The following is a 19,740-nucleotide window of genomic DNA, read 5'->3' as shown; positions in this document are numbered from 1 at the left end:
CTGACTTTCAGAAAAAAGTAGATAGGGTTAAGAAGGCAATGAAAAACGGAATGAACGTGTGGGAGCAGTTAATAAGCGAAACCGCACAGAACGCCGCCGATTACCGGGAGCTTGAAAACAGCGATCCCGTATTTATTGTAAAGAATTATAAAGCAAGGATCTTACAGCGTGGCACGTGAATCAGTACGCTTACAGCTTATACTTGAGGGCAAAGATGCCAAGCGCACGATTGCTGCGATTGAGCGTGAATTTGGTTCGTTAGAACGTGCCGGGGTGAAGGCTACGGGGCGCATTGATGATGGCCTGAAAAAGAACACCCGATCTACACAAGGATTATCTAAGACGGTTAGAGCCGGGCTTGGTGCTGCCTTTGCTGCTGCAGGGGCTATCGGGGTGCGTGAGCTTACCCAGCTTGCACAAAAGACCTTTGATGTAGCCTCAGCCGTTGAAGAAACAGAGGCTAAATTTCGCACTTCTTTAGGTGATAACGTCCAACAGGCCACAGAGTTTGTAAATGAATATGCCAACGCATTAGGTCTCACCGCTCGTCAGGGTAAAGATGTTATTGCTAATCAGACCAATGTAGCAAGGGGATTGGGTTTTGTGGGTGATGAAGCCTCAGATTTAGCCTTTGAAGTTACCGCTCTTGCCGGTGACTTAGCTTCCTTTAACAACATCCCGATTGAACGAACTTTACAGGCTATACAGGGCGGTTTAGTAGGGGAGCGGGAAGCGCTTAAGTCATTAGGGATTGTAGTACGAGAGACAGACGTACAGGAGCGGGCTTTACTTAACACCCGGAAGGAATCAGCCGAGAATCTCACCGCACAAGAAAAAGCCCTGGCATCGTTTCAGCTTATCACAGAACGAGCCGGGGCCGCGGTTGGTGATTTAGACCGCACACTGGATAGCCCTGCGAATAAAGCCCGAAGATTGGGCGCTGAAATACGACAGCTACGGGATGAGATGGCTGTTGGGCTTCTTAATTCCTTTGACGGGGTTATTGACAGCGGCCTATCTTTGGTTGATGTGTTTGATAAGATTATAAACGGATCGCCTGTCGATCAGATTAAAGAAGAGCAGGTGCAACTAAACCAACTTGTCGCTCAGATTCAGGATACAAACATGGGAGAGCAAGAGCGCCTTTCTCTGCTTACTGAGTTAAACCAAGCATACCCTGATTTACTTAAGAACCTGGATTTAGAAACGGTAAGTAATCAAGACTTAGCGGATGCTTTAGCTGAAGCTAATAAAGAGTATCAGAATCGGTTATTAATACAAGGTCAATTACAGCCCTTAATTGAAGCTGAAGCACGGTTAAACAAAGCGCAGGAAGAAAACGAGAGGCGCAGAGCTTCGCTTATTAACCGTATTGCAGACCTCCGACTAAATGAGGCGGACGCACTGCAACGGCTAAACGCTGAAATTGATATTAACGGATCTTCTACGCAGGAACTTGGCCGATTTCTAACAGAAGTAAGCCTTGCTATAAAAGAAAATATTAGTTTAGAGCAAGCGAGGGAGCGAATACTGAATAGTGTTACAGGATCGAATCAATTCGCAAAGATAGCAACCGTTGAGCTTAACAATGCTACTCAGAATTACAATGACGCTGTTGCCGAAACGGAAAAGAGATTATTAGCAAGCGGATTTAGCCAGGAGCGCGTTAATGAGATTCTGTCAGAGTTTAAGGATACTACCACCGATGCTACATCTACACAAAAGAAATACAATGATTCCTTTGCCGACTTCCGGTTTCAGCTTCGTAATGCTATAAATTCATACAATGAGTTTAAATCTGATTTAGAACAGGAAATAAACCTGCCCGATGATTCACCGATCTTGGGCGGAGATGTTGGCTTATTCGGTGATGATTTAGGGTTGACTCTTAACACTGATGAAATACAAACAGAGTTTAACAACATTGAAGGTTCCGTTGGTAGCCTTCGCGATCAGATTATACTGCTTCAGCAAGCCCAATTACTTGCTACAGATCCAGCTGTATATCAGGCGTTACAAGAGGAGATCGACGCACTCAATGATGAAATGGTTGCGATTACAGGACAGGCTGTTGATTCCGGTCAAGGACTTATGAATCTGGCTAATACAATTGGAGCTATATTTGAACGGGCGGCATTGCAGGGACAAAACTTAGGTGATGTGCTTGAAGGCATCATTAAACAACTTGCGGCACGGGCTTTTGTTACCGGGCTTGGTGCTTTATTAACAGGCGGGGCATCATTAGCTGGCACTACTTTGTTGGGTAAAATATTTGGCTTTGCCGGTGGTGTGACAAACTTTAAAGGTGGTCCGGCCTTAGTCGGTGAGGAAGGACCGGAGCTTGTGACCTTACCCAGAGGCTCTAACGTAATTACCAATGAAAACACTCAAAGACTACTAAGTGCTGCCAACCGAATGAGCGTTCCAAACGTGAGTAGTTTAGCAAACAACGTAGCGCAGACATCGGTTAATAATATTACGCAAAAAATTGATATTAATGACATGACGGCTGCGGTTGAGCAAGCATTATCTAAGTGGAATCTGAGCGCTTCTACCAAAGTGTCTAAAGGTGATATCTGGGTTTCGTATGAGTTAGAAAAGAAAGAGAGGGAAGACATTGGCATTTAAAACTCTTTACACATATAACAAAACTATATTTGGAGAAACATGGGAAGTAACCATTGAGGAAGACACAGCTGCCTCGGTCACTTCGTCCGATATTGATATAGTTTCTATTGAATATGACTGCGGGTTTAATCCAACCAAGAATATAGATATTATTAAACCGATAAGGCCCACGAGAGGCTCGATAAATATCTACGACCCAGATAGAGATGTATATAACTACTTCGCTAATTTAAATGATTCTAACGGAGTTTATGAGGGCAAGTTTAAAGTTACTATTGAATATAATAGTATAGTCTTCTTTGTTGGATTTTTGCGCCCCGAGCAGTTTACAACCAATCTTATTGAAAAGAACAATGTTATTAATCTTCCGTTTTATGACGGATTAGGGTTGCTTAAAAATATCGAATGGACTGAGACCGGGCGAAAGCTAATGAATGCCTTTTTCTATCTTGTTTTTGATAACCTGGATTTAGGTATTGATACGGAAATAAGCTGGGATTGGGAGCATGATGGATCTTACTTTTTTACCGTTAGTGGATCTAATTATTTGCCGGGGTCTATCAAGGTCTTAGCGGAGCGAGTATCTTATGATGATAACCCTAATTGTTTAGACGTACTTAAAGAGGTCTGCCTTAAGTTTGGGCTGGTCGTATTCCAGTCTCGGGGAGAGTGGTATGTAATGCAACGCAACTTAAGAAGCGATTCATTATTAACGCTTTACGGAATTAGCTCTGATGGCTCAACAAATACGATTAGAAGCTTAACACAACGAAAAAACTTAGGTGAATCAGATATTGACCTACAAGGAACCGAGCGTTTTTTAAACCCGCTGACAGATTGCAAAATTCAGTTCCTTTACGATTTAGATGAATACGAGGACACGTCTACAGCCATCAACCACTCCTTTAGATTTATCAATGAGACTGGTATAAGTAATTACGATTCTTATGAAAAGATATTTGATTTTGGTGATGAGCCTGATCTTCCTTCCCCACCTGCAGAAACAGGGCTTTACTACCGGACATCGGCTAGTGTTGATGATGAGACAGGAGATTGGGTTTCTACACAAAGCCCCGTAGGGGGTACGGTCAAAAGTGAGGAGCGGTTAAGCGGAATGATTGCCACTCAGTTTGATCGGTACACAAAGGTTTTTGACTTTCGATATTCTTTTTATGAAGATGATATTTGGCCCTATCATTCTATTAGGCTCACGGTAGATAGTACAAACTATGATTTAGATATAATTCGGTGGAAATCTGACAACCTGCTTGACGGGATGATTGATGTAACAGCTTATGAGGTGAGAAAAACCCTTCTTGATGCTGATACCGAGGAGTTTTTAGCGGACGACCCATGATTTTTCAACCTTCCTAAATATCACAACCATATGAGCATCTGTAATCTCAGGTTTATGAATGGTGCTGTACGTGATAGCGTACCGGGAGGTATCGAGGCTATTAATAAAACGCTTGTATTCTTTTTTAAACCCATCTATGGAGATAATTCTCCGAGACTCAATAATAAGACCGGCAGTAAAGTCCTTTCCGTTCTCAGTATAGATAGAGTCGGAAGGCGCTTTCATGGGAATGTAAACCTGACCAAAAGTTGATGTTGTTATAAATACATTTATCAATATAAATAATAAGTATTTCATTTTATCACCTTGTTTGTTTACTGCTTTAGATAATATACGCAAACGAATAAAGAAAGTTAATCCGTTTTCTGAGAATAAACCGGAATGGATTGAATTTCTAACATACGCTTAACATACTTTTTGGCATTTATAACACACTTTACACAAAAGAAGAGGTTTTAAAAAAGGCGTTTGCAGGTGTATAGGGCTTAAAACAGGGGTGAGGCTACCTTGCTTAACTAACTAAAAAGTTTAGCATTTGAACAGCATTTATTTACAGCCAATGAATTGGAGAAGCTATTGGGTTTTAATCTCGGTGGTATCGGCGGGTACGCGGGTGGGATTTACGCGGTCGTAAACCACCCAGGCATCTCTGAAGTACCGTTTTACAATATTGGAAAATAGAATGGCACGGTCCCGTTCATGAAAATCACCTACATGCACACGGTAATAGGGCGTACGGAAGAAGGTATAGGTATCCGGCTGATAACCGACTATAGTGGTATCGGCCCAGGCGCGAAAGTTGGCCGCCGTCGTATCTGCCTGTACCACGCTTTGCCCGGAATAGATCTGTACACGGTATCCTTCATATAAATCTTTTTCTACTTCCTGCTGAACCTTAATCTGGTTAAAGCCATCCGGAATTTTATTCTCCCGGTATGCATAGGCATCAGAAAGCTGGGTACGATAACTTTCCAGATTGAGGTTAGAGACAAGCTTCTCATTCTCTGACCTGAAATTTTCTCTTGCATTTTCAATGGTATCATTGACAGCCTGCTCGGTAGTAGAGCAGGAGACAACCACAAAAAGTAGCAGTGTAAGAAAGCTGAAGTATTTTATCATAGGTTTAAAATCCAACCGGGTGCCATGTTGTTTTCGTTTCCTGAAAATTGGTAAGAAAATATGGAGACTGAGCTTCTTCCGAATACCAGTCATCAATAGGTTTATTAATGATTCGTTTCACGTTCAGTGAAGCATTTTCATCAATACTCTTCTTCATTTCCTGGGGTAATTTATCAGTATATACCATGGCATTTACATCCATATGGGTACTGAAATGTTCCGATAATTCTTCTCGAAATCCGGTTAGTATGTTTACCACGCCTCCTGGTACATCCGAAGAGTTCAATACTTCAGCAAAACTAATAGCGGGAAGGGGATATTCTTCTGAGGCAAGTACTACACATGTATTCCCTCCAACTATGATTGGAGCAATGACGGAAGCCAAGCCCAAAAGAGGGCTCTTTTCAGGAGCGAAAGCAGCTACAACACCGGTGGGCTCCAGTAAACTGAAGTTAAAGTGTGAACTCGCAACCGGGTTTATCGAGCCAAAAACCTGCTGATATTTATCGGCCCAGCCGGCATAGTAAATAAGGCGGTCGATAGAGGCATTGATATCAGCTTCAGCTTCGGCCGTTTTAAAACCAATAGGACCGAGTTCTTTCATGAATTGATCACGACGGTCTTCCAGCATCTCGGCAATGCGGTAGAGAATCTGTCCGCGGTTGTAAGCACTGCGCGCACTCCATCCGCTAAAGGCGCCACGGGCAATCTTTACAGCATCCCTGAAATCTTTTCTTGAACCTTGGCAGGCATTCGCCAGCAGGTTTTTGTCGCCGTCATAAACTTTATAAGTACGACCGGATTCCGAGCGGGGAAAATTTCCGCCCAGATACATTTTATAGGTTTTCTTTACGTCAATTCTTGAGTCAGACATGATCTAATGCTTAGTAATTAAATTTTTGTGTAGGCTGCTAATCCGTGGAGTCCGCCTTCTCGCCCAACTCCACTTTCTTTGTAACCGCCAAACGGAGAAGTAGGATCGAATTTGTTGTAGGTATTCGCCCAGATAACACCGGATCTCATTTTGCTTCCCATTTGGAAAATCTTGGAGCCTTTGTCGGTCCAAACACCACTTGCAAGTCCGTATGGGGTGTTATTGGCTTTCTCGATACCTTCATCTGCCGTGCGGAATGTTTGCACCGTTAGCACCGGCCCAAAAATTTCTTCCTGAACCACTCGATTCGATTGTGAAACATTGGTGAAAAGAGTAGGGCGTATGAAATAGCCGTTTTCGGGGATATCACATTTACTTTGGTAGATATCAGCACCTTCATCTACACCGAGTTCCAGGTATTTATTTACCGTCTCAAACTGCTCTTTAGAGTTGATGGCACCAATGTCGGTATTCTTGTCCAGAGGATCACCAACAATCAATGTTTCAAGCCGGTCTTTCAGTTTTTGGATTACTTTATCAGCCACACCTTCCTGAACCAGCAATCGGGAACCGGCACAGCACACGTGCCCCTGGTTAAAGTAAATGGCGTTAATAATACCTTCCACCGCCTGGTCTATCGGGGCATCTTCAAAAATAACCAAAGCGCCTTTTCCACCTAATTCAAGCGTGTACTTTTTGTCGGTTCCGGCCAGGGACTTTTGAATGATTTTCCCGACTTGGGTTGAACCGGTAAATGCTACTTTATCAATATCTTTATGATTGACGATTTCTGCTCCGGTTTGCCCTGCACCGGTAACAATGTTCACCACGCCCTCGGGCAGTCCGCAGTCGCGAACCAGTTCCGCAAACTTCAGCGCTGTCAATGAGGTAGTCTCGGCCGGTTTAAGAACAACGGTATTTCCACAAGCAAGGGCAGGGGCAATCTTCCAGGCCAGCATCAGCAAGGGGAAATTCCATGGGATAATTTGTCCGCACACGCCAAGGGGTTTGGGTTTTCTTCCCGGGAAGGCATACTCGAGTTTATCTGCCCAGCCGGCATAGTAGAAGAAATAAGCGGCAACTAAAGGAATGTCAACATCGCGTGACTCACGGATGGGCTTACCGCCATCCATTGATTCCAGAACGGCAAATTCACGGGCACGCTCCTGTATCATCCGGGCGATACGGTAAATATACTTGCCTCTTTCTTTAGCTGAAATCCTCGACCATTCACCCTCAAAAGCTTTTCGGGCAGCTTTTACGGCTTTGTCCACATCCTTCTGGGTAGCTTCAGCAAATTCTGTGATTTCCTCTTCGGTAGCCGGGTTGGTACTCTTGAAGTATCGGCCTTTGGATGGCTTTACAAATTTCCCGCCAATGAAGAGATCATAGCGCTCCTTTACCTCAACAAAGTCCGAGGTTTGAGGTGCCGGGGCATATTCCCAAACAGACTCAAAATCCAGTTTCGAATTTGGTGAAGTGGGTTTGTAAGGAGCTTCTTTAGTTTCCGTGTCAGACATAGTAGTTGGTACTTAATTCAAGTTCTTTTAAGGCCGTTCAATCCCGATTAATCGTTGCTGAAATAATCCAGTGATTGATAATGGCCTGTTTGTTGCTTCACAATTTGCATCAATAGGTCGTTTGTTAGCGAACTGGCTCCGAAGCGGAAATAATCCTTGTTTAACCAGTCGGCACCCAGTGTTTCTTTTACTATAACTAAATATTGGATGGCTTGTTTCGCGGTTCTGATTCCACCTGCGGGCTTCATGCCGATCATTTTGCCGGTATCGTAATAGAAATCGCGAATGGCTTCCAGCATTACAAGAGTTACGGGCTGTGTTGCTGCCGGACTAGTTTTACCCGTTGAGGTTTTAATGAAGTCGGCACCGGCATGCATAGCAATATCGCTGGCTTTGCGCACATTTTCGTAGGTGTGAAGTTCCCCCGTCTCGAGGATCACTTTCAGATGCGCTTCTCCGCAAGCTTCTTTTACGGCCGCTATTTCATCAAAAACCAGCTGATACTCTCCATTCAGAAAAGCACCGCGGCTAATGACCATATCAATTTCATCGGCTCCCTCCGAAACGGCAAATTTAGTGTCTTCTAATCTCATGGAAAGGGGAGACTGGCCGCTTGGGAAAGCAGTAGCAACGCTGGCTACATTAATGTCGGTTCCCTTGAGGGCATTTTTAGCCACAGAAACCATGCTCGGATATACACAAATGGCAGCTACGGTCGGCAGATCTGGAACAGCCGGGTGGGGCCGCTTTGCTTTTTGACAAAGTTGAATGACTTTGCCGGGTGAATCTTTACCCTCCAGCGTAGTCAAATCAATCATACTGAGCGCCATTTTCAGCGCCTGTATTTTGGAATCTTTCTTGATGCTGCGCTTATTCAACCTGGAAACACGTTCTTCCACACCTACATGATCGATGGGAACGGTTTGGTTGAAATCAGGATACTTCATACTGTAAATTTTGGTCGTTAGTAACTGTGAGGCAGAAGGTAAGAAATCTTAAGCAAAAGCTTGATCCTGTAAAGGTGAATATTCGGGATTTCATTTTTAGGTAAGAATTGTGCCAGAAACATAATTTTTGTTAATTGACTGAGGCTCATGAAGTAATGGAGAGCCCGGGATAGGTAATAGTTAAATTAACATTAATAAAATGAGGTAGAATAAATGGAAATGTCTGCAATTAATTGGCTGGCTGTAGTAGCCGCCTCACTTGTTGGTTTTGCAATCGGGTTTGTGTGGTATGGACCCTTGTTTGGGAAGAAATGGATGGAAGCAGTCGGTATGACCGAAGAAGATGCTGAGAATGGAAATATGGCTAAAATATTCGGCGTCACGCTGATCTTTCAATTTATTATGGCTTTTTGTCTGGCTATGTTTTTTTACGGAGATCCGGCCTCGGCTGATATGATTAATGGTAGCAATGGAGCTTTTTATGGCTTTTTAACCGGTTTTGGATGGGTAGCCACCGCATTAGGGGTGAATGCTTTATATGAGCAAAAATCCTGGACCTACATTTTTATTAACGGGAGTTTCTGGATTGTCGTCTTTACCCTGATGGGCTTGATATTAGGCGCCTGGAAGTAAAGGCTGTTTAAGCTATCAGCTTACAGACTTCAGCTGTCAGTGAATTAATAATCTATTTTGTTTAAGCCATTGAAATGAACAACCTCTGATAGCTGATAGCTGATAGCTGATAGCTGATAGCTGATAGCTGATAGCTGATAGCTGAACAACCCTACTCCTCGAACTCCAGCGGGTTTTCCTGCTCACGGAATATTTCTGCTGCATCTGCAAAACGGGTGGCCAGTCCAACCATAACGAGACGGTCGCCCGGTTGCAGTTTAAAATCTCCGGACGGATTTCCAACGTTCTTTTCTCCACGATTCACCGTCAATACTGTAATTTCATATTTATTTCTGAGCTTCAGGTCGGCCAGTGTTTTTCCGGCCGCTAAAGAGCCTTCCCTGACTACAACAGCACGAGTATGTAACCCTTCTTCATCAAGACCCTGAAGTACCATTAAGTGCGCCTCCTGTATGCTCCCGCGCATAATTTCATAATCTTCAGCCCGTAACTCTCTGATGTGCTGCTCAATTTCTTCGTCAGGGATCATGTATGCCTTCAATACATTGGAGAACAGACGAACGGTGGTTTCCATTTCTTCGGGAACAACAATATCGGCACCGGCTTTCTCGAGGAAATCCGCTTCTGAAAGATATCGGGTCCTCACAATCACCTGAATGGTAGGGTTGATGTAATTCGCTAGTTTAATAATACGGGGACTGATGGAAGGATCGTTAATAGCTATGACACACAATTTGGCTTTGGAAATCTGAGCATGTTCAAGAATATGAGTACGGGATGCATCTCCGTAAATAGCCGGGATATCATTATCGTGCATCTCGTTTACAGATTTCGGATTCATCTCGATCACAATATATGGGATGCCGGATTCGCGCAATACACGGGCAAGGTTCCGGCCTGCAGGACCGTAACCTACAATGATAACATGGTCTTCCAGGTCAGTGTGATCGTCTTCTTTTGCAGATTCTTTCCTTTTCTGTCCGATATGTTTTAAAGGTGTTTTGGCCAGCAGGTTGCCAATGTTGGGGCTGATGTGAAGAAATAGAGGTGTGAGGAGCATCAATAAAACAGAAACGGCTATGAAAGTTTGTGAGCCTACCTCACCAAATCCGCCGGGAGTAAGACCGGTTACACGTCCGGCCCGTTCCAGAACAAAAGAAAATTCACCGATTTGGGCCAGCACAATACCGGAGGCCGCCGCTACCCGAACGGGGTAGCCAAGGGTAAGTAAACTGACAGAGCTCAGAATAAATTTCAGCAACAGAACACCGGCTGCAACACCAAGTAATAACAGTGGATTTTCGATGACAAACTGTAAATCCAGCAGCATCCCCACGGAGACAAAGAAAACCGCATTAAAAATGGTTTTAAGAGGAAGGATTTCACTAATGGCGTGATCACTGTAATGGCTCTCACTTACTACCAGTCCGGCTAAGAACGCTCCCAGTGCAAGACTGACTTCTGCAAGATTGGTAAGTGCAGCCGTGCCAAAACAAATGGCAATCACGGTGAGCAAAAAGAGTTCTTGACGGCGTGTTTGAGCTACTTTTTCTAATATCCACGGAACCACTTTTCGAGCCAAGAGAACCACAACGGCAATCAATAAAACAGCTTTTCCGAGAACGAAGAACAGGTCGGTCATAGAATCGCTCTGTCCGGATAGGATAGGGACGAGCAACACCATAGCGATAATGGCCAAATCCTGGAATATCAAAACGGCCAGAGATAACCGTCCTACAGGTGTATCGGTTTTTCCCTGTTCACTGAAAAGCCCGAGGATGATGGCCGTGGAGCTCAACGCTACGAGACAGCCGGTATAAATGCCTACTTTCCAATCAACCCCAAAAAAGAAAAGGATGCCGACTACCGCCGCTACCGTCAGCAAAACCTGCAGCCCACCACCTACAAAAATTGCGTTCCGAATCCGGGAGAGTTTTTCGAGGCTGAACTCAATACCGATGGTAAAAAGCAGTAAGATAATCCCGATTTCCGCAAGCATATCCACCAATTCCTGGTCCTGAACCAAGCCAAGGGCATTGGGGCCTATAATCACACCGGCAATCAAAAAACCGGCGATAGGCACCAGTTTTATTCGATAGCAGATGTAGGCAATCAATACACTTACGAGAAAGAGCGCAACGATTTCGTTTAGGAAAGGAAGACTTACTGCAAAGAGCATGTATGAAAGACTTTAAAGCTTGTTGAATTGAATGGAACTAAATGTAAAATGAATTTCAGAGTATCAGCTGTCAGTTTTAGCACAAAACCGACAGCTGAAATCTGAATGCCGTCAGCTATTCTCTATATTTATCAAACCAGCCAACAATGTAAGCTACTTTTCGAAAGAGGTTGCTTGGTTTGGAGGCGATTCCATGGCCTGAGCCCTGAATTCGAACCATGGCGGCATCAACACCCTGTAGTTTTAGGGCAGCGTAGTATTGCTCAGTTTCGCTCATTGGAGTTCGGTAGTCCTGCTCGCCGGTAAGCAGCATGGTAGGTGTTGTGACATTGCCCACCAACGAAATTGGAGATCGCTCCAGGTATTGTTCGGGATCTTCCCACGGCATTTTGGTAAACCAATATTTACTGTAGAAGGGGGAACCGTCTGCTGTCAGAACAAAGCTGTACCAGTTTATAACGGGTTTTGCCACTACCGCAGCCTTAAAGCGATCTGTTTTACCGATGGCCCATGAGCTAAGTACTCCGCCACCGCTTCCTCCGGTTATGAATAAGTTATTTACATCGATATAGCCCTGATCGATCACGTAATCTACTGCGTCCATCAAATCGTTGTGGTCTTCGCTGGGGTAATTGTGATTGATATAGGCCGCAAATTCTTCACCATAACTGGTACTTCCACGAGGATTTGTATAGACAACCACGTAACCGCGACTGGCCATTAACTGTAACTCAGGAGAAAATTGAGGTCCATACGCGGTGTGAGGTCCGCCATGAATTTCGAGTATCATTGGGTATTGATCGTTTGGATCAAAGTCAGGAGGGGTTATGATCCAGCCCTGAACTCTGAAATCATCTACAGAGGAATTCACCCAAAATTCTTCAACTTGTCCAAGGGTTTTCGATTTCAGGAATTGTGCATTCAAATTAGTGAGGGTACGGTTCTGCATTCGGGTTGGAAAGTGACCAACACTAAGTTCAGCGGGCTGAGTTGCGGTTCCGGAGGTAAAGGCAATACGGCCGTTTGTTGCCACAGAATAAGAGCCTCCGCTGTATGGGCGACCAATGGTTGTGCTGGAAAGATCAGCTGCTACTTCACTGTAATCTCCATTTAATTTTATGTTACCAACTTTTGCAACGCCCTCTTCGGTGTACCTGAAAAACAAAGATTTACTGTCATCCGCCCATGTAACAGAAGAAATATCATTAGCTACTTTCTGTGAGATTTTTCTCAGGTTTGAGCCGTTACGATTCATCACATATAAATCAGTAAGCTGGTATCCCAGGAATTTATCCTCATAGCCGGTATAGGCAATGAGCTTTCCATCGGGAGAAACTCTGGGACTGCTATGTGGACCTCGCTTATCCGTAATCTTTGTCATGGCTCCGGTCTCAATATTCATTTCGTAGATTTGCTCATTGTTGGGATCCAAATCTGCATTTCCTGAACGATCTGCCGTAAAAATGATATTTCCATCAGGTGTCCAGGATGCGGAACCGTGATCATAATCTCCTGAAGTTAACTGACGCGGAGCGCCTCCGTCAGCAGAAATCACAAATAGATGGTCAAAGCCATCAGCTACATAACCACCACCATCTCGTCGGTAAACCGCTTTGTCTATAACTTGTGCAGACTGTTCCCACTTTGCTCCGGAAGGTGGAGCAGGCATATCAGTTTTCACCACAGAAGAAGTGCCCGGTACAAATTTAGAAAAAAGAATCATGCTGCCATCGGGCGACCATCTCAAATTTCCCGGACTTTCAGTCAGGTTTGTGATGGAGGCCGTTTCGCCGGAGTTCATCCAGCGTACAAAAATCTGGTTTGAGCCTTCTTCCGATGACGTATAGGCAATGCGATCTCCGCTTGGCGACCAGGTCACATTTCCGTAAGAACTTGTTACTGAAGTAAGGGGGTGGTGGTTATCTCCGGAAAACGAAATACTCCACAGGTTCACAAAACGCCGGTCGGTCATTACATCAAATTGATGGCGTTCGTAAATAATGGTATTACCATCAGGAGAAATCGCAGGACTACTGACCATCTGCAGGTCAAATAAATCCATATAATCGAAATGAGATTCATCTACCTGAGCGGTAACGGATAAGCTCAGAAAGGAAAAAAGAAGCAGTACAAGGGTGGCGGTTCGTTTCATCATCATGGCTGTAATTGGTTATTGTGATGGCGGAAAATAATTGCTTCCGCGCAGTTCTAAAAACATTTGAACATACTTTACAAATAGGTCTCTTCCGATTCCCCTTTAACCGGTCCGACTATTTCGCGGGTTATCCATCCGCCATAGAATCCTCCGGGCTGAGGCTTCACGTGTTCACCATCTACATAACAATGAACTTTGGAGGGGTAAAAAGCCAAATGACTTTTGATTTTGGTGAAGTCAGCGAATGGTTTAGGGTAAGACCAGGCTGCCCGAATTGCCTTCTCATCTTCCACAACAACGTCCCAGTAAATCGCTTCCCCTTTCCATTCACATTTTGATTCTCCCTTCGCTTTAACAAGGTATTTCGAGTTCAGATCGGAGGGAGGGATGTAGAAAGTTGGCGGACTTGCTGTTTCCAAGATCCGGATGGCGCGGGTACTTCGGGCAATGATTTTATTGGCAAAAATGATCAGTACTTCCCGAGAATCAGGGTCGACTTTTGGCGGGCGTGGATAATCCCACACCGATTCTTGTCCTTCTTTGGGTTTATGAGCGAATTCAGGCCGTTTTTGCCCGTAATACTTCCACTGTGATTGCCCCGATTTAGCCCAACTTGGAAGGTCTGTCATTGATTTTTTTAAAAGTTAATTAAGTACAACTATAAAAAGGTTGAGGATAGCAGCAAAAGCCACCCACAGTAGGTAAGGTACTAAAAGCCAACCGATCCACCATTTTATTTCTCTGAATTTTTTAAACGTCAGTACAATGAAAACAAGTAAGAGGATTATCTCGATGAAAGCAATAAGTGGAGATTGGAGACCGAAGAAAAGAAATGACCATAGTCCGTTCAGAAACAGTTGTACTCCAAAAACTGTAAGGGCAGATTTTACGGGCGGTTTTGGAAATCCTTCCTCCCAGACACCTGCGGCCGCCACTCCCATCAGGGTGTAAAGCGTAGTCCAAACCGGCCCGAATAACCAATTGGGTGGATTAAAGGAGGGCTTGTTCAGATCTGCATACCAGGTGGTGATAGCCGGTAAGGTTACGCTGCTTGCCGCCAGCCCGACTGCATTACAGGCAAGAATACCGAATATTACTTTAGCCCAAAATGGAATGTTCTTCATACTCTTCCTTTTTTGATGTGTTTAACACCGGGTAGGAAAAGCTCATTCCATTCAAAGGCAAATGCCTGAAGGTTGCCGGTAATTTAGAATGAGAAAAAAACCAAAGCTGCCACCGAAATGAATAAGAGGGCAATTTTAGCTCTCATGATCTTTTCGGAAGTATCACTTTCCTGTTCAGAGTAGTCGGATAGTATTTGTTCTGAAATCATGGCTGTTCTTTTTTTATACAGGAGGTTAACAAGCCCGGTTTGTTACAAAAGAAGCCGAAATGATCGGCTGGAAAAAATTCAGGTCATTGGGGGATACTTGCTATACCACTTATGGATATAACGACTACCCTTTCTACCCGATTCCTGAACTATAAGATGAAATAACAAGGGATATATAATTGGCCCTGCCGCATAACCCTGTGAAGCTTGAATTTAATTTGTACCATTTAACGGCTTTATGTATCTATTACTTAGTATGTAAATAAAGAAAAGAAGCATAGTTAAGAGACATGACACATAAGCGTAAAATTTCTTCAATTATAGTAAGTATGATCATTTTAGTCTTCCTTTTTGGGGGTAGCTGTGGCCTGTTGGATGGGGGCGACAGCAAAAAGAAAAGCGATGAATTAATGCCGCTGGCCGTAGGGAACTGGTGGGAATATGACTTTACCTATCTTGGTTCAATAAAAGACACCTTGCGCTATGAAGTAGCAAAAGAAATACAGGTGCCGTGGGGGGATACTTCATACACCGCTTATGGATTTAACCTGGTACCTCTTCCACCCGAAATCCCTGAATTTTATTGGCTATACCGCAATGGAGAAGGGGGATTGTATATAATGGGAGGCATAGCTGATACGGATACTTTGTTCACACAATTTATTGACAAACCTTGGCCTGCTGAAGAAGGGATGAGTTGGGGTATCCCACGATTAGCTTTTTCCAGGGATAGCCTGAAATTTTATGTTTCGGATACGCTTGAGGTCACCTTGGTTGATACAAACCGGGAAATAGAAACTCCGGCGGGCACCTTCACCTGTTACGTATATAAATTTACCATTGAGTTTTTAGAGAATGGTCATCCGTTCACAGCCTGGGATTATTATATGCATTATAGTCCGGGGGTTGGGTTGGTAGCTCAAACTTCAATAGGTGAAGATGACCCTGACAGGTTTAAAGAAGAGATGTACCTGATGAATTATAGGGTGGAATGACAGCGGACTTTCACACCGATAGGGTGTGAACTAATTTTCTTATCCTTTTCCGAAAATAATTATGTGCAGTCAACAGGGCTTTGTTTAAGGTGGTATCGAATGTTGAAACAACTAATCTCAGGTAATTTGTTCTGAAGTAATGGTATTTCTTTTTTGCTCAAAATTAATAGAGGTAAAGAAGCTGATTGATTGTATTTAGAAACAACCTTCATTACCGGGTTGGAAACCAGACATAATCCCCGGATTTGTTGATATACCCGTAATTCTCCTCAATTTCGTCTTCCACAGTAACATAGATGGTTACTCTTGCCAGTCCATTGTAAAAAGGCTCCACCTCATCAAACTTGGGAGAGGTAATCCGATTACCTGATTTATCGATGAACGTCCATTTGTTGTTGATCATAACCGGAGCGCGTTCTTCGGAGAACATACCGGCCTGTTCAAATTGTTCCTCAATCACAAACTCCCCGGATTTATTAATATATCCGAAAGAGTTAGAGCTTGATCGGGCGGGGGCAAGTCCGTTACCGAAATCGCCCACGCTTATAAACTGAGGCGAAATGGAAACTTCACCGTTGTTGCCAATAAATCCCCAGCGGTCACTGATACGGACGGCAGCCAGCTGATTGGAAAAAGGCCGTGCTTCCGCATATTTGAAATCCACGATGGTATTCCCGGATTTATCTATATAGCCGTACAAATCATCATCCCGAACCATAGCGCGGCCATTGCGAAATTCATTTTCTTCCACATAATCCATGTCATCGGGGAGATCCACCGATTCAATTCGTTCTCCGTTTTCATCGATGTAGTAGAATTCTCTGTAGTCAACGCTGCGTACAAAAGCGCGACCGTCAGAAAACCGGGACGCACCACGGAATTTCGGGTTGATGACAAAATTTCCGGAAGTGTTGATATATCCCCAGCGGCCATCAAACTGAACGGCAGCTTTGCCCCCTGAAAAGCGGCGAATGTTATTAAAATTCCCTTCAATTTTAATTTCCCCTTTGGCATTGATGTATTTCCAGCCCCAGGATTCGCGGACAACAGCAAGGCCTTCATGGAAATCACCCGCATTTTGGAAATCCGGTTCCAGTATAATTTCTCCATGCTGATTGATATACCCCCAGTCTCCGTCAACCAAAACGGGATATAACTTTACGGCATTATCGTCATCATTGCCGGTTACAGAGTTTACGAGGTCACAGGATGTAATCGTGATCGCTAATGTGAGCAGTAGTAATAATCGTTTCATGATTTTCTTGATTTATCGGGTTGGGTACCAAATGAATTCGCCTTTCTTGTCGATGTATCCATACCGGATGTTGTCATCGTTACCAATTTGAACGCGGGCAATACCATTGATGAAGCTTTCGGCCTGATCAAAAGGTTCGGTTATGGAAATGAGCTTGCTGCTTTTGTTCAGGTAAAACCAGTCATTGTTCAGGCGTATGGCCGCCATGTTTTCGGAGAACGGTTTTACTTCAGCGAACTGGGGCTCGATTACAATTTCTTCGTCTTTATTAATGAAGCCGATATAATCTCCTTCTCTGAACCAGGCTAAGCCCTGGGAAAAGCGTCCGGCTTCTTCAAATTTAGGAGTGATTTCAGGGCTTCCGGATTTATTGATAAATCCCCAACCTTCCGCCGTTTCGATGGGGGCAAGGCCATCTACAAACTCTCCCGCTGTTGAAATCTGGAAGGTGGGATTGATGCTTTCATTGCCTTCTTCATCGATGTAAATCCAGCCGTTAAAGGTTTCCACAGCCGCCAGTCCGTTAGAAAAAGGACGGGCATCGCTGTACTGTGGCTCCACAAGGATGCTGCCATCGGAATTGATATATCCCCAAAGTCCGTCTATGCGAACGGCCGCTTTTCCTTCAGAAATAGGCTGGGCAAAATCGTACTGAGCTTCGATTACAAAACTGCCGGTTTCATCGATAAAACCATATAACTGTCCCGGTAGCTGAACGGGAGCAAGACCGTCTTCAAAATCACCGGCACTGGTGAATTGAGCCTCTATTACCAGTTGGGCAGGATCGGATTGCACATATCCCCAAAGAGTACCTTCACGTATCGCAGCGAGTCCGTCAGACATATCTCTGGCGAAATCGAACCGGGGTTCCATAAGGATGTTACCTGAGGTTGAAATAAATCCCCATTCTCCGTTCAACAATACGGGGTGAATGGTTTTCTGATTGTCTTTATCGTCATCATTTCCAACTACTGAATTCGCCAGGTCACAACCGGTCATCAACACAATGCCAAACAAGGCAATAAGCAGCAGCGAAAGTAATTTGGGCTTCAATTGTTGTTTTGCTGAATAGGTCATTTGATTAAGGTCATTTTTTTGGTTTGAGTACCGGATGGTGTTTCAAGTTTATACAGGTAGGTACCGCTGGGCAGGTTGGCAGCATCGAACTGGATGCTGTACTCTCCGGCTGATTTCCTTTCATTTATTATCGTTCGAATCAGGCTTCCCTTAATGTTATAAACACGAAGTTTTACATCAGCAGCTTTTGCCAGCGAAAACGAAAGGGTAGTGGTTGGGTTGAAAGGATTCGGGTAGTTCTGTTCCAGCTTAAACGATGTCGGGCCGTTTCCTCCGTTTTTAATTCCGGTAGGAACGGTAGCCGTAGAGTCCACAAAATCCAGCTTGTTAAAAGAGCCGTCAATTACCGCACCCGTTTCCTCATCGGCCAGGCCAAACCAGTCGTCCAGAATGGAAGTGTACACCGAACGGTAGTCGGTACTGAATACCGGGTCGCCCGAGTTATCCAAATTGGTTAAATCGGCGTGATTGCCGTAAAGGCCGCCATTAACAGGTCCAAACACCATTACCGGGGCTGAAGAGCCATGATCGGTTCCATTGGATGAATTTTCATCCAGCGTTCGGCCGAACTCGGAAAAGGTCATGGTCAAAGCTTTGTTTTGCAGGTTATCACTACCAAGATCCGCATAAAAAGCGTTCACGGAGTTGGCAATATCAGCCAGTAAATTCGCGTGTCCGCCGTCGGTTCCGCCCTGATTATTATGCGTATCAAAACCGCCTTTGGAAACCAGGAACAACTTGGTATTTAACCCGCCACGGATTAAACGCGCAACCACCGCAAGACTCTGGGCAAGGGATGAATTCGGATACTCACCCATATTGGAGGCATTATCAGCCGCTTCCTGAATAGATTCGAGATACTTGAAGGAGGAGTTGGCAATTTTACGGGCAAAGGAAAGTGAATCACCAAAATCATTTGAAGGCACGTTGTTTTCATCATAAAAACCGCCCTGCTCAAGGAATTGGGTAAACTGGCTGGCACCGCCAAAGGTAACGCCCAGGTTTCCAAATTCACTCTGGAAAAGGGTAGCCGAACCACCGATACGGACGCCCAGCGGGAATTCGGGAGGATTCATGATAAAATCGGGGTTGTCTTCCACCAGGAATCGTCCGGCCCAGCCGGTATTCTCCACGTCGCCACCACCACTTCCGGTGGTCCAGATATCGGTTGCACGGGCGTGGGAGCGGTTGGTGTTCGAATAACCCACATTATTGATTACGGCCATATTGCCATCACCCCAAAACGGCTGAAGGTTGCTCATGGCAGGGTGCATTCCGATATCATCACTCAGCAGAATAGAATCCTGCTTGCGAATGCCGATTGTAGGACGTTTCTGGTAATAAATATCATTTTCGACCGGGATGATGGTGTTCAGTCCGTCATTTCCTCCGCTTAGTTGTATCAGCACAAGTACGCGGTCGTTATCAGCTCGGGATAAGCGATTAAAAAACTTGGAGCGGGCAAAGGTACTAACCGGCATTCCTCCCAACATCATAGACGAACCAATGGCGCCAAAGCCAAGCGTACTCAGGAAACTTCGCCGGCTCCAGCTCTCATGATCATGTTTGTGAGCTTCCTTGTCTTCAAGGCTGGCTCCTTTACGGTCGTGGGATAACTTCGGATTATGATGATCGTTCTTACACATGCTTCTTGACGATTATTTGAAA

Annotated in this window: 18 protein-coding genes; 5 read left to right on the top strand and 13 right to left on the bottom strand. The window is 44.5% G+C overall.

Annotated features, from left to right (window positions below):
- Positions 1-38: 38 nt before the first annotated feature.
- The 3 genes from NM125_RS00165 to NM125_RS00155 are packed head-to-tail and all read left to right on the top strand — an operon-like array spanning position 39 to position 3,985.
- Positions 39-179, top strand: a complete 141-nt coding sequence (locus tag NM125_RS00165; protein ID WP_255131631.1) for a hypothetical protein — start codon at positions 39-41, stop codon at positions 177-179.
- Positions 169-2,628, top strand: a complete 2,460-nt coding sequence (locus tag NM125_RS00160; protein WP_255131629.1) for a hypothetical protein — start codon at positions 169-171, stop codon at positions 2,626-2,628. Before NM125_RS00165 ends, NM125_RS00160 begins: the two co-directional genes overlap by 11 nt.
- On the top strand, positions 2,618-3,985 hold the full coding sequence (locus tag NM125_RS00155; protein WP_255131627.1) for a hypothetical protein: 1,368 nt from the start codon (positions 2,618-2,620) through the stop codon (positions 3,983-3,985). Before NM125_RS00160 ends, NM125_RS00155 begins: the two co-directional genes overlap by 11 nt.
- Here the strand turns inward: NM125_RS00155 and NM125_RS00150 are convergent.
- From NM125_RS00150 to deoC, 5 genes are all read right to left on the bottom strand, one after another.
- On the bottom strand, positions 3,968-4,282 hold the full coding sequence (locus NM125_RS00150; protein WP_255131625.1) for a hypothetical protein: 315 nt from the start codon (positions 4,280-4,282) through the stop codon (positions 3,968-3,970). The two genes, NM125_RS00155 and NM125_RS00150, sit on opposite strands and share 18 nt — an antisense overlap.
- 276 nt (positions 4,283-4,558) lie before the next feature.
- Entirely contained in the window at positions 4,559-5,104 is a 546-nt protein-coding gene (locus NM125_RS00145; RefSeq protein ID WP_255131624.1) for an SPOR domain-containing protein, read from the bottom strand.
- Between the two features lie 4 nt (positions 5,105-5,108).
- Complete coding sequence (locus NM125_RS00140) at positions 5,109-5,978, bottom strand: aldehyde dehydrogenase family protein (RefSeq protein WP_255131622.1); 870 nt, start codon at positions 5,976-5,978, stop codon at positions 5,109-5,111.
- A 17-nt stretch (positions 5,979-5,995) separates the two neighbouring features.
- Positions 5,996-7,498: an aldehyde dehydrogenase family protein gene (locus NM125_RS00135; RefSeq protein WP_255131620.1), complete on the bottom strand. Its 1,503-nt coding sequence runs from the start codon at positions 7,496-7,498 to the stop codon at positions 5,996-5,998.
- A 47-nt stretch (positions 7,499-7,545) separates the two neighbouring features.
- A complete protein-coding gene (gene deoC / locus NM125_RS00130) occupies positions 7,546-8,445 on the bottom strand; it encodes a deoxyribose-phosphate aldolase (protein WP_255131619.1) in 900 nt (299 codons plus the stop codon).
- A gap of 219 nt (positions 8,446-8,664) precedes the next feature.
- Between deoC and NM125_RS00125 the strand changes: the two genes are divergently transcribed.
- On the top strand, positions 8,665-9,078 hold the full coding sequence (locus tag NM125_RS00125) for a DUF1761 domain-containing protein (RefSeq protein WP_255131611.1): 414 nt from the start codon (positions 8,665-8,667) through the stop codon (positions 9,076-9,078).
- A 151-nt stretch (positions 9,079-9,229) separates the two neighbouring features.
- On the opposite strand, the gene NM125_RS00120 is transcribed toward NM125_RS00125, so the two are convergent.
- From NM125_RS00120 to NM125_RS00100, 5 genes are all read right to left on the bottom strand, one after another.
- Positions 9,230-11,257, bottom strand: a complete 2,028-nt coding sequence (locus NM125_RS00120) for a monovalent cation:proton antiporter family protein (RefSeq protein WP_255131609.1) — start codon at positions 11,255-11,257, stop codon at positions 9,230-9,232.
- Between the two features lie 115 nt (positions 11,258-11,372).
- On the bottom strand, positions 11,373-13,415 hold the full coding sequence (locus tag NM125_RS00115; RefSeq protein ID WP_255131607.1) for a S9 family peptidase: 2,043 nt from the start codon (positions 13,413-13,415) through the stop codon (positions 11,373-11,375).
- Positions 13,416-13,486: 71 nt separating this feature from the next.
- The gene (locus NM125_RS00110; protein ID WP_255131605.1) at positions 13,487-14,041 is read right to left on the bottom strand and encodes a DUF427 domain-containing protein; all 555 of its coding nucleotides are present in this window, start codon (positions 14,039-14,041) and stop codon (positions 13,487-13,489) included.
- Between the two features lie 15 nt (positions 14,042-14,056).
- Positions 14,057-14,536: a TspO/MBR family protein gene (locus NM125_RS00105; RefSeq protein ID WP_255131603.1), complete on the bottom strand. Its 480-nt coding sequence runs from the start codon at positions 14,534-14,536 to the stop codon at positions 14,057-14,059.
- Positions 14,537-14,619: 83 nt separating this feature from the next.
- Complete coding sequence (locus NM125_RS00100; protein WP_255131601.1) at positions 14,620-14,745, bottom strand: hypothetical protein; 126 nt, start codon at positions 14,743-14,745, stop codon at positions 14,620-14,622.
- Between the two features lie 329 nt (positions 14,746-15,074).
- On the opposite strand from NM125_RS00100, the gene NM125_RS00095 reads away from it, so the two are divergent.
- A complete protein-coding gene (locus NM125_RS00095; protein WP_255131599.1) occupies positions 15,075-15,740 on the top strand; it encodes a hypothetical protein in 666 nt (221 codons plus the stop codon).
- Positions 15,741-15,951: 211 nt separating this feature from the next.
- Here NM125_RS00095 and NM125_RS00090 read toward each other — a convergent pair whose 3' ends face one another.
- The 3 genes from NM125_RS00090 to NM125_RS00080 are packed head-to-tail and all read right to left on the bottom strand — an operon-like array spanning position 15,952 to position 19,718.
- Positions 15,952-16,995, bottom strand: coding sequence for a WG repeat-containing protein (locus NM125_RS00090; protein ID WP_255131596.1), 1,044 nt, complete (start codon positions 16,993-16,995; stop codon positions 15,952-15,954).
- A gap of 12 nt (positions 16,996-17,007) precedes the next feature.
- Positions 17,008-18,072 (bottom strand): WG repeat-containing protein, encoded by a 1,065-nt coding sequence (locus NM125_RS00085; RefSeq protein WP_255131594.1) that lies wholly within the window; start codon positions 18,070-18,072, stop codon positions 17,008-17,010.
- A complete protein-coding gene (locus NM125_RS00080) occupies positions 18,069-19,718 on the bottom strand; it encodes a DUF1501 domain-containing protein (RefSeq protein WP_255131592.1) in 1,650 nt (549 codons plus the stop codon). The genes NM125_RS00085 and NM125_RS00080 overlap by 4 nt, the downstream gene beginning before the upstream one ends.
- Positions 19,719-19,740: the final 22 nt, after the last annotated feature.

Origin of the sequence: Gracilimonas sediminicola, from assembly GCF_024320785.1 — a bacterium.
GTDB lineage: Bacteria > Bacteroidota > Rhodothermia > Balneolales > Balneolaceae > Gracilimonas > Gracilimonas sediminicola.
Note: the sequence above shows the minus strand (reverse complement) of the source record. Positions and strands in the feature narration are given on the sequence as shown.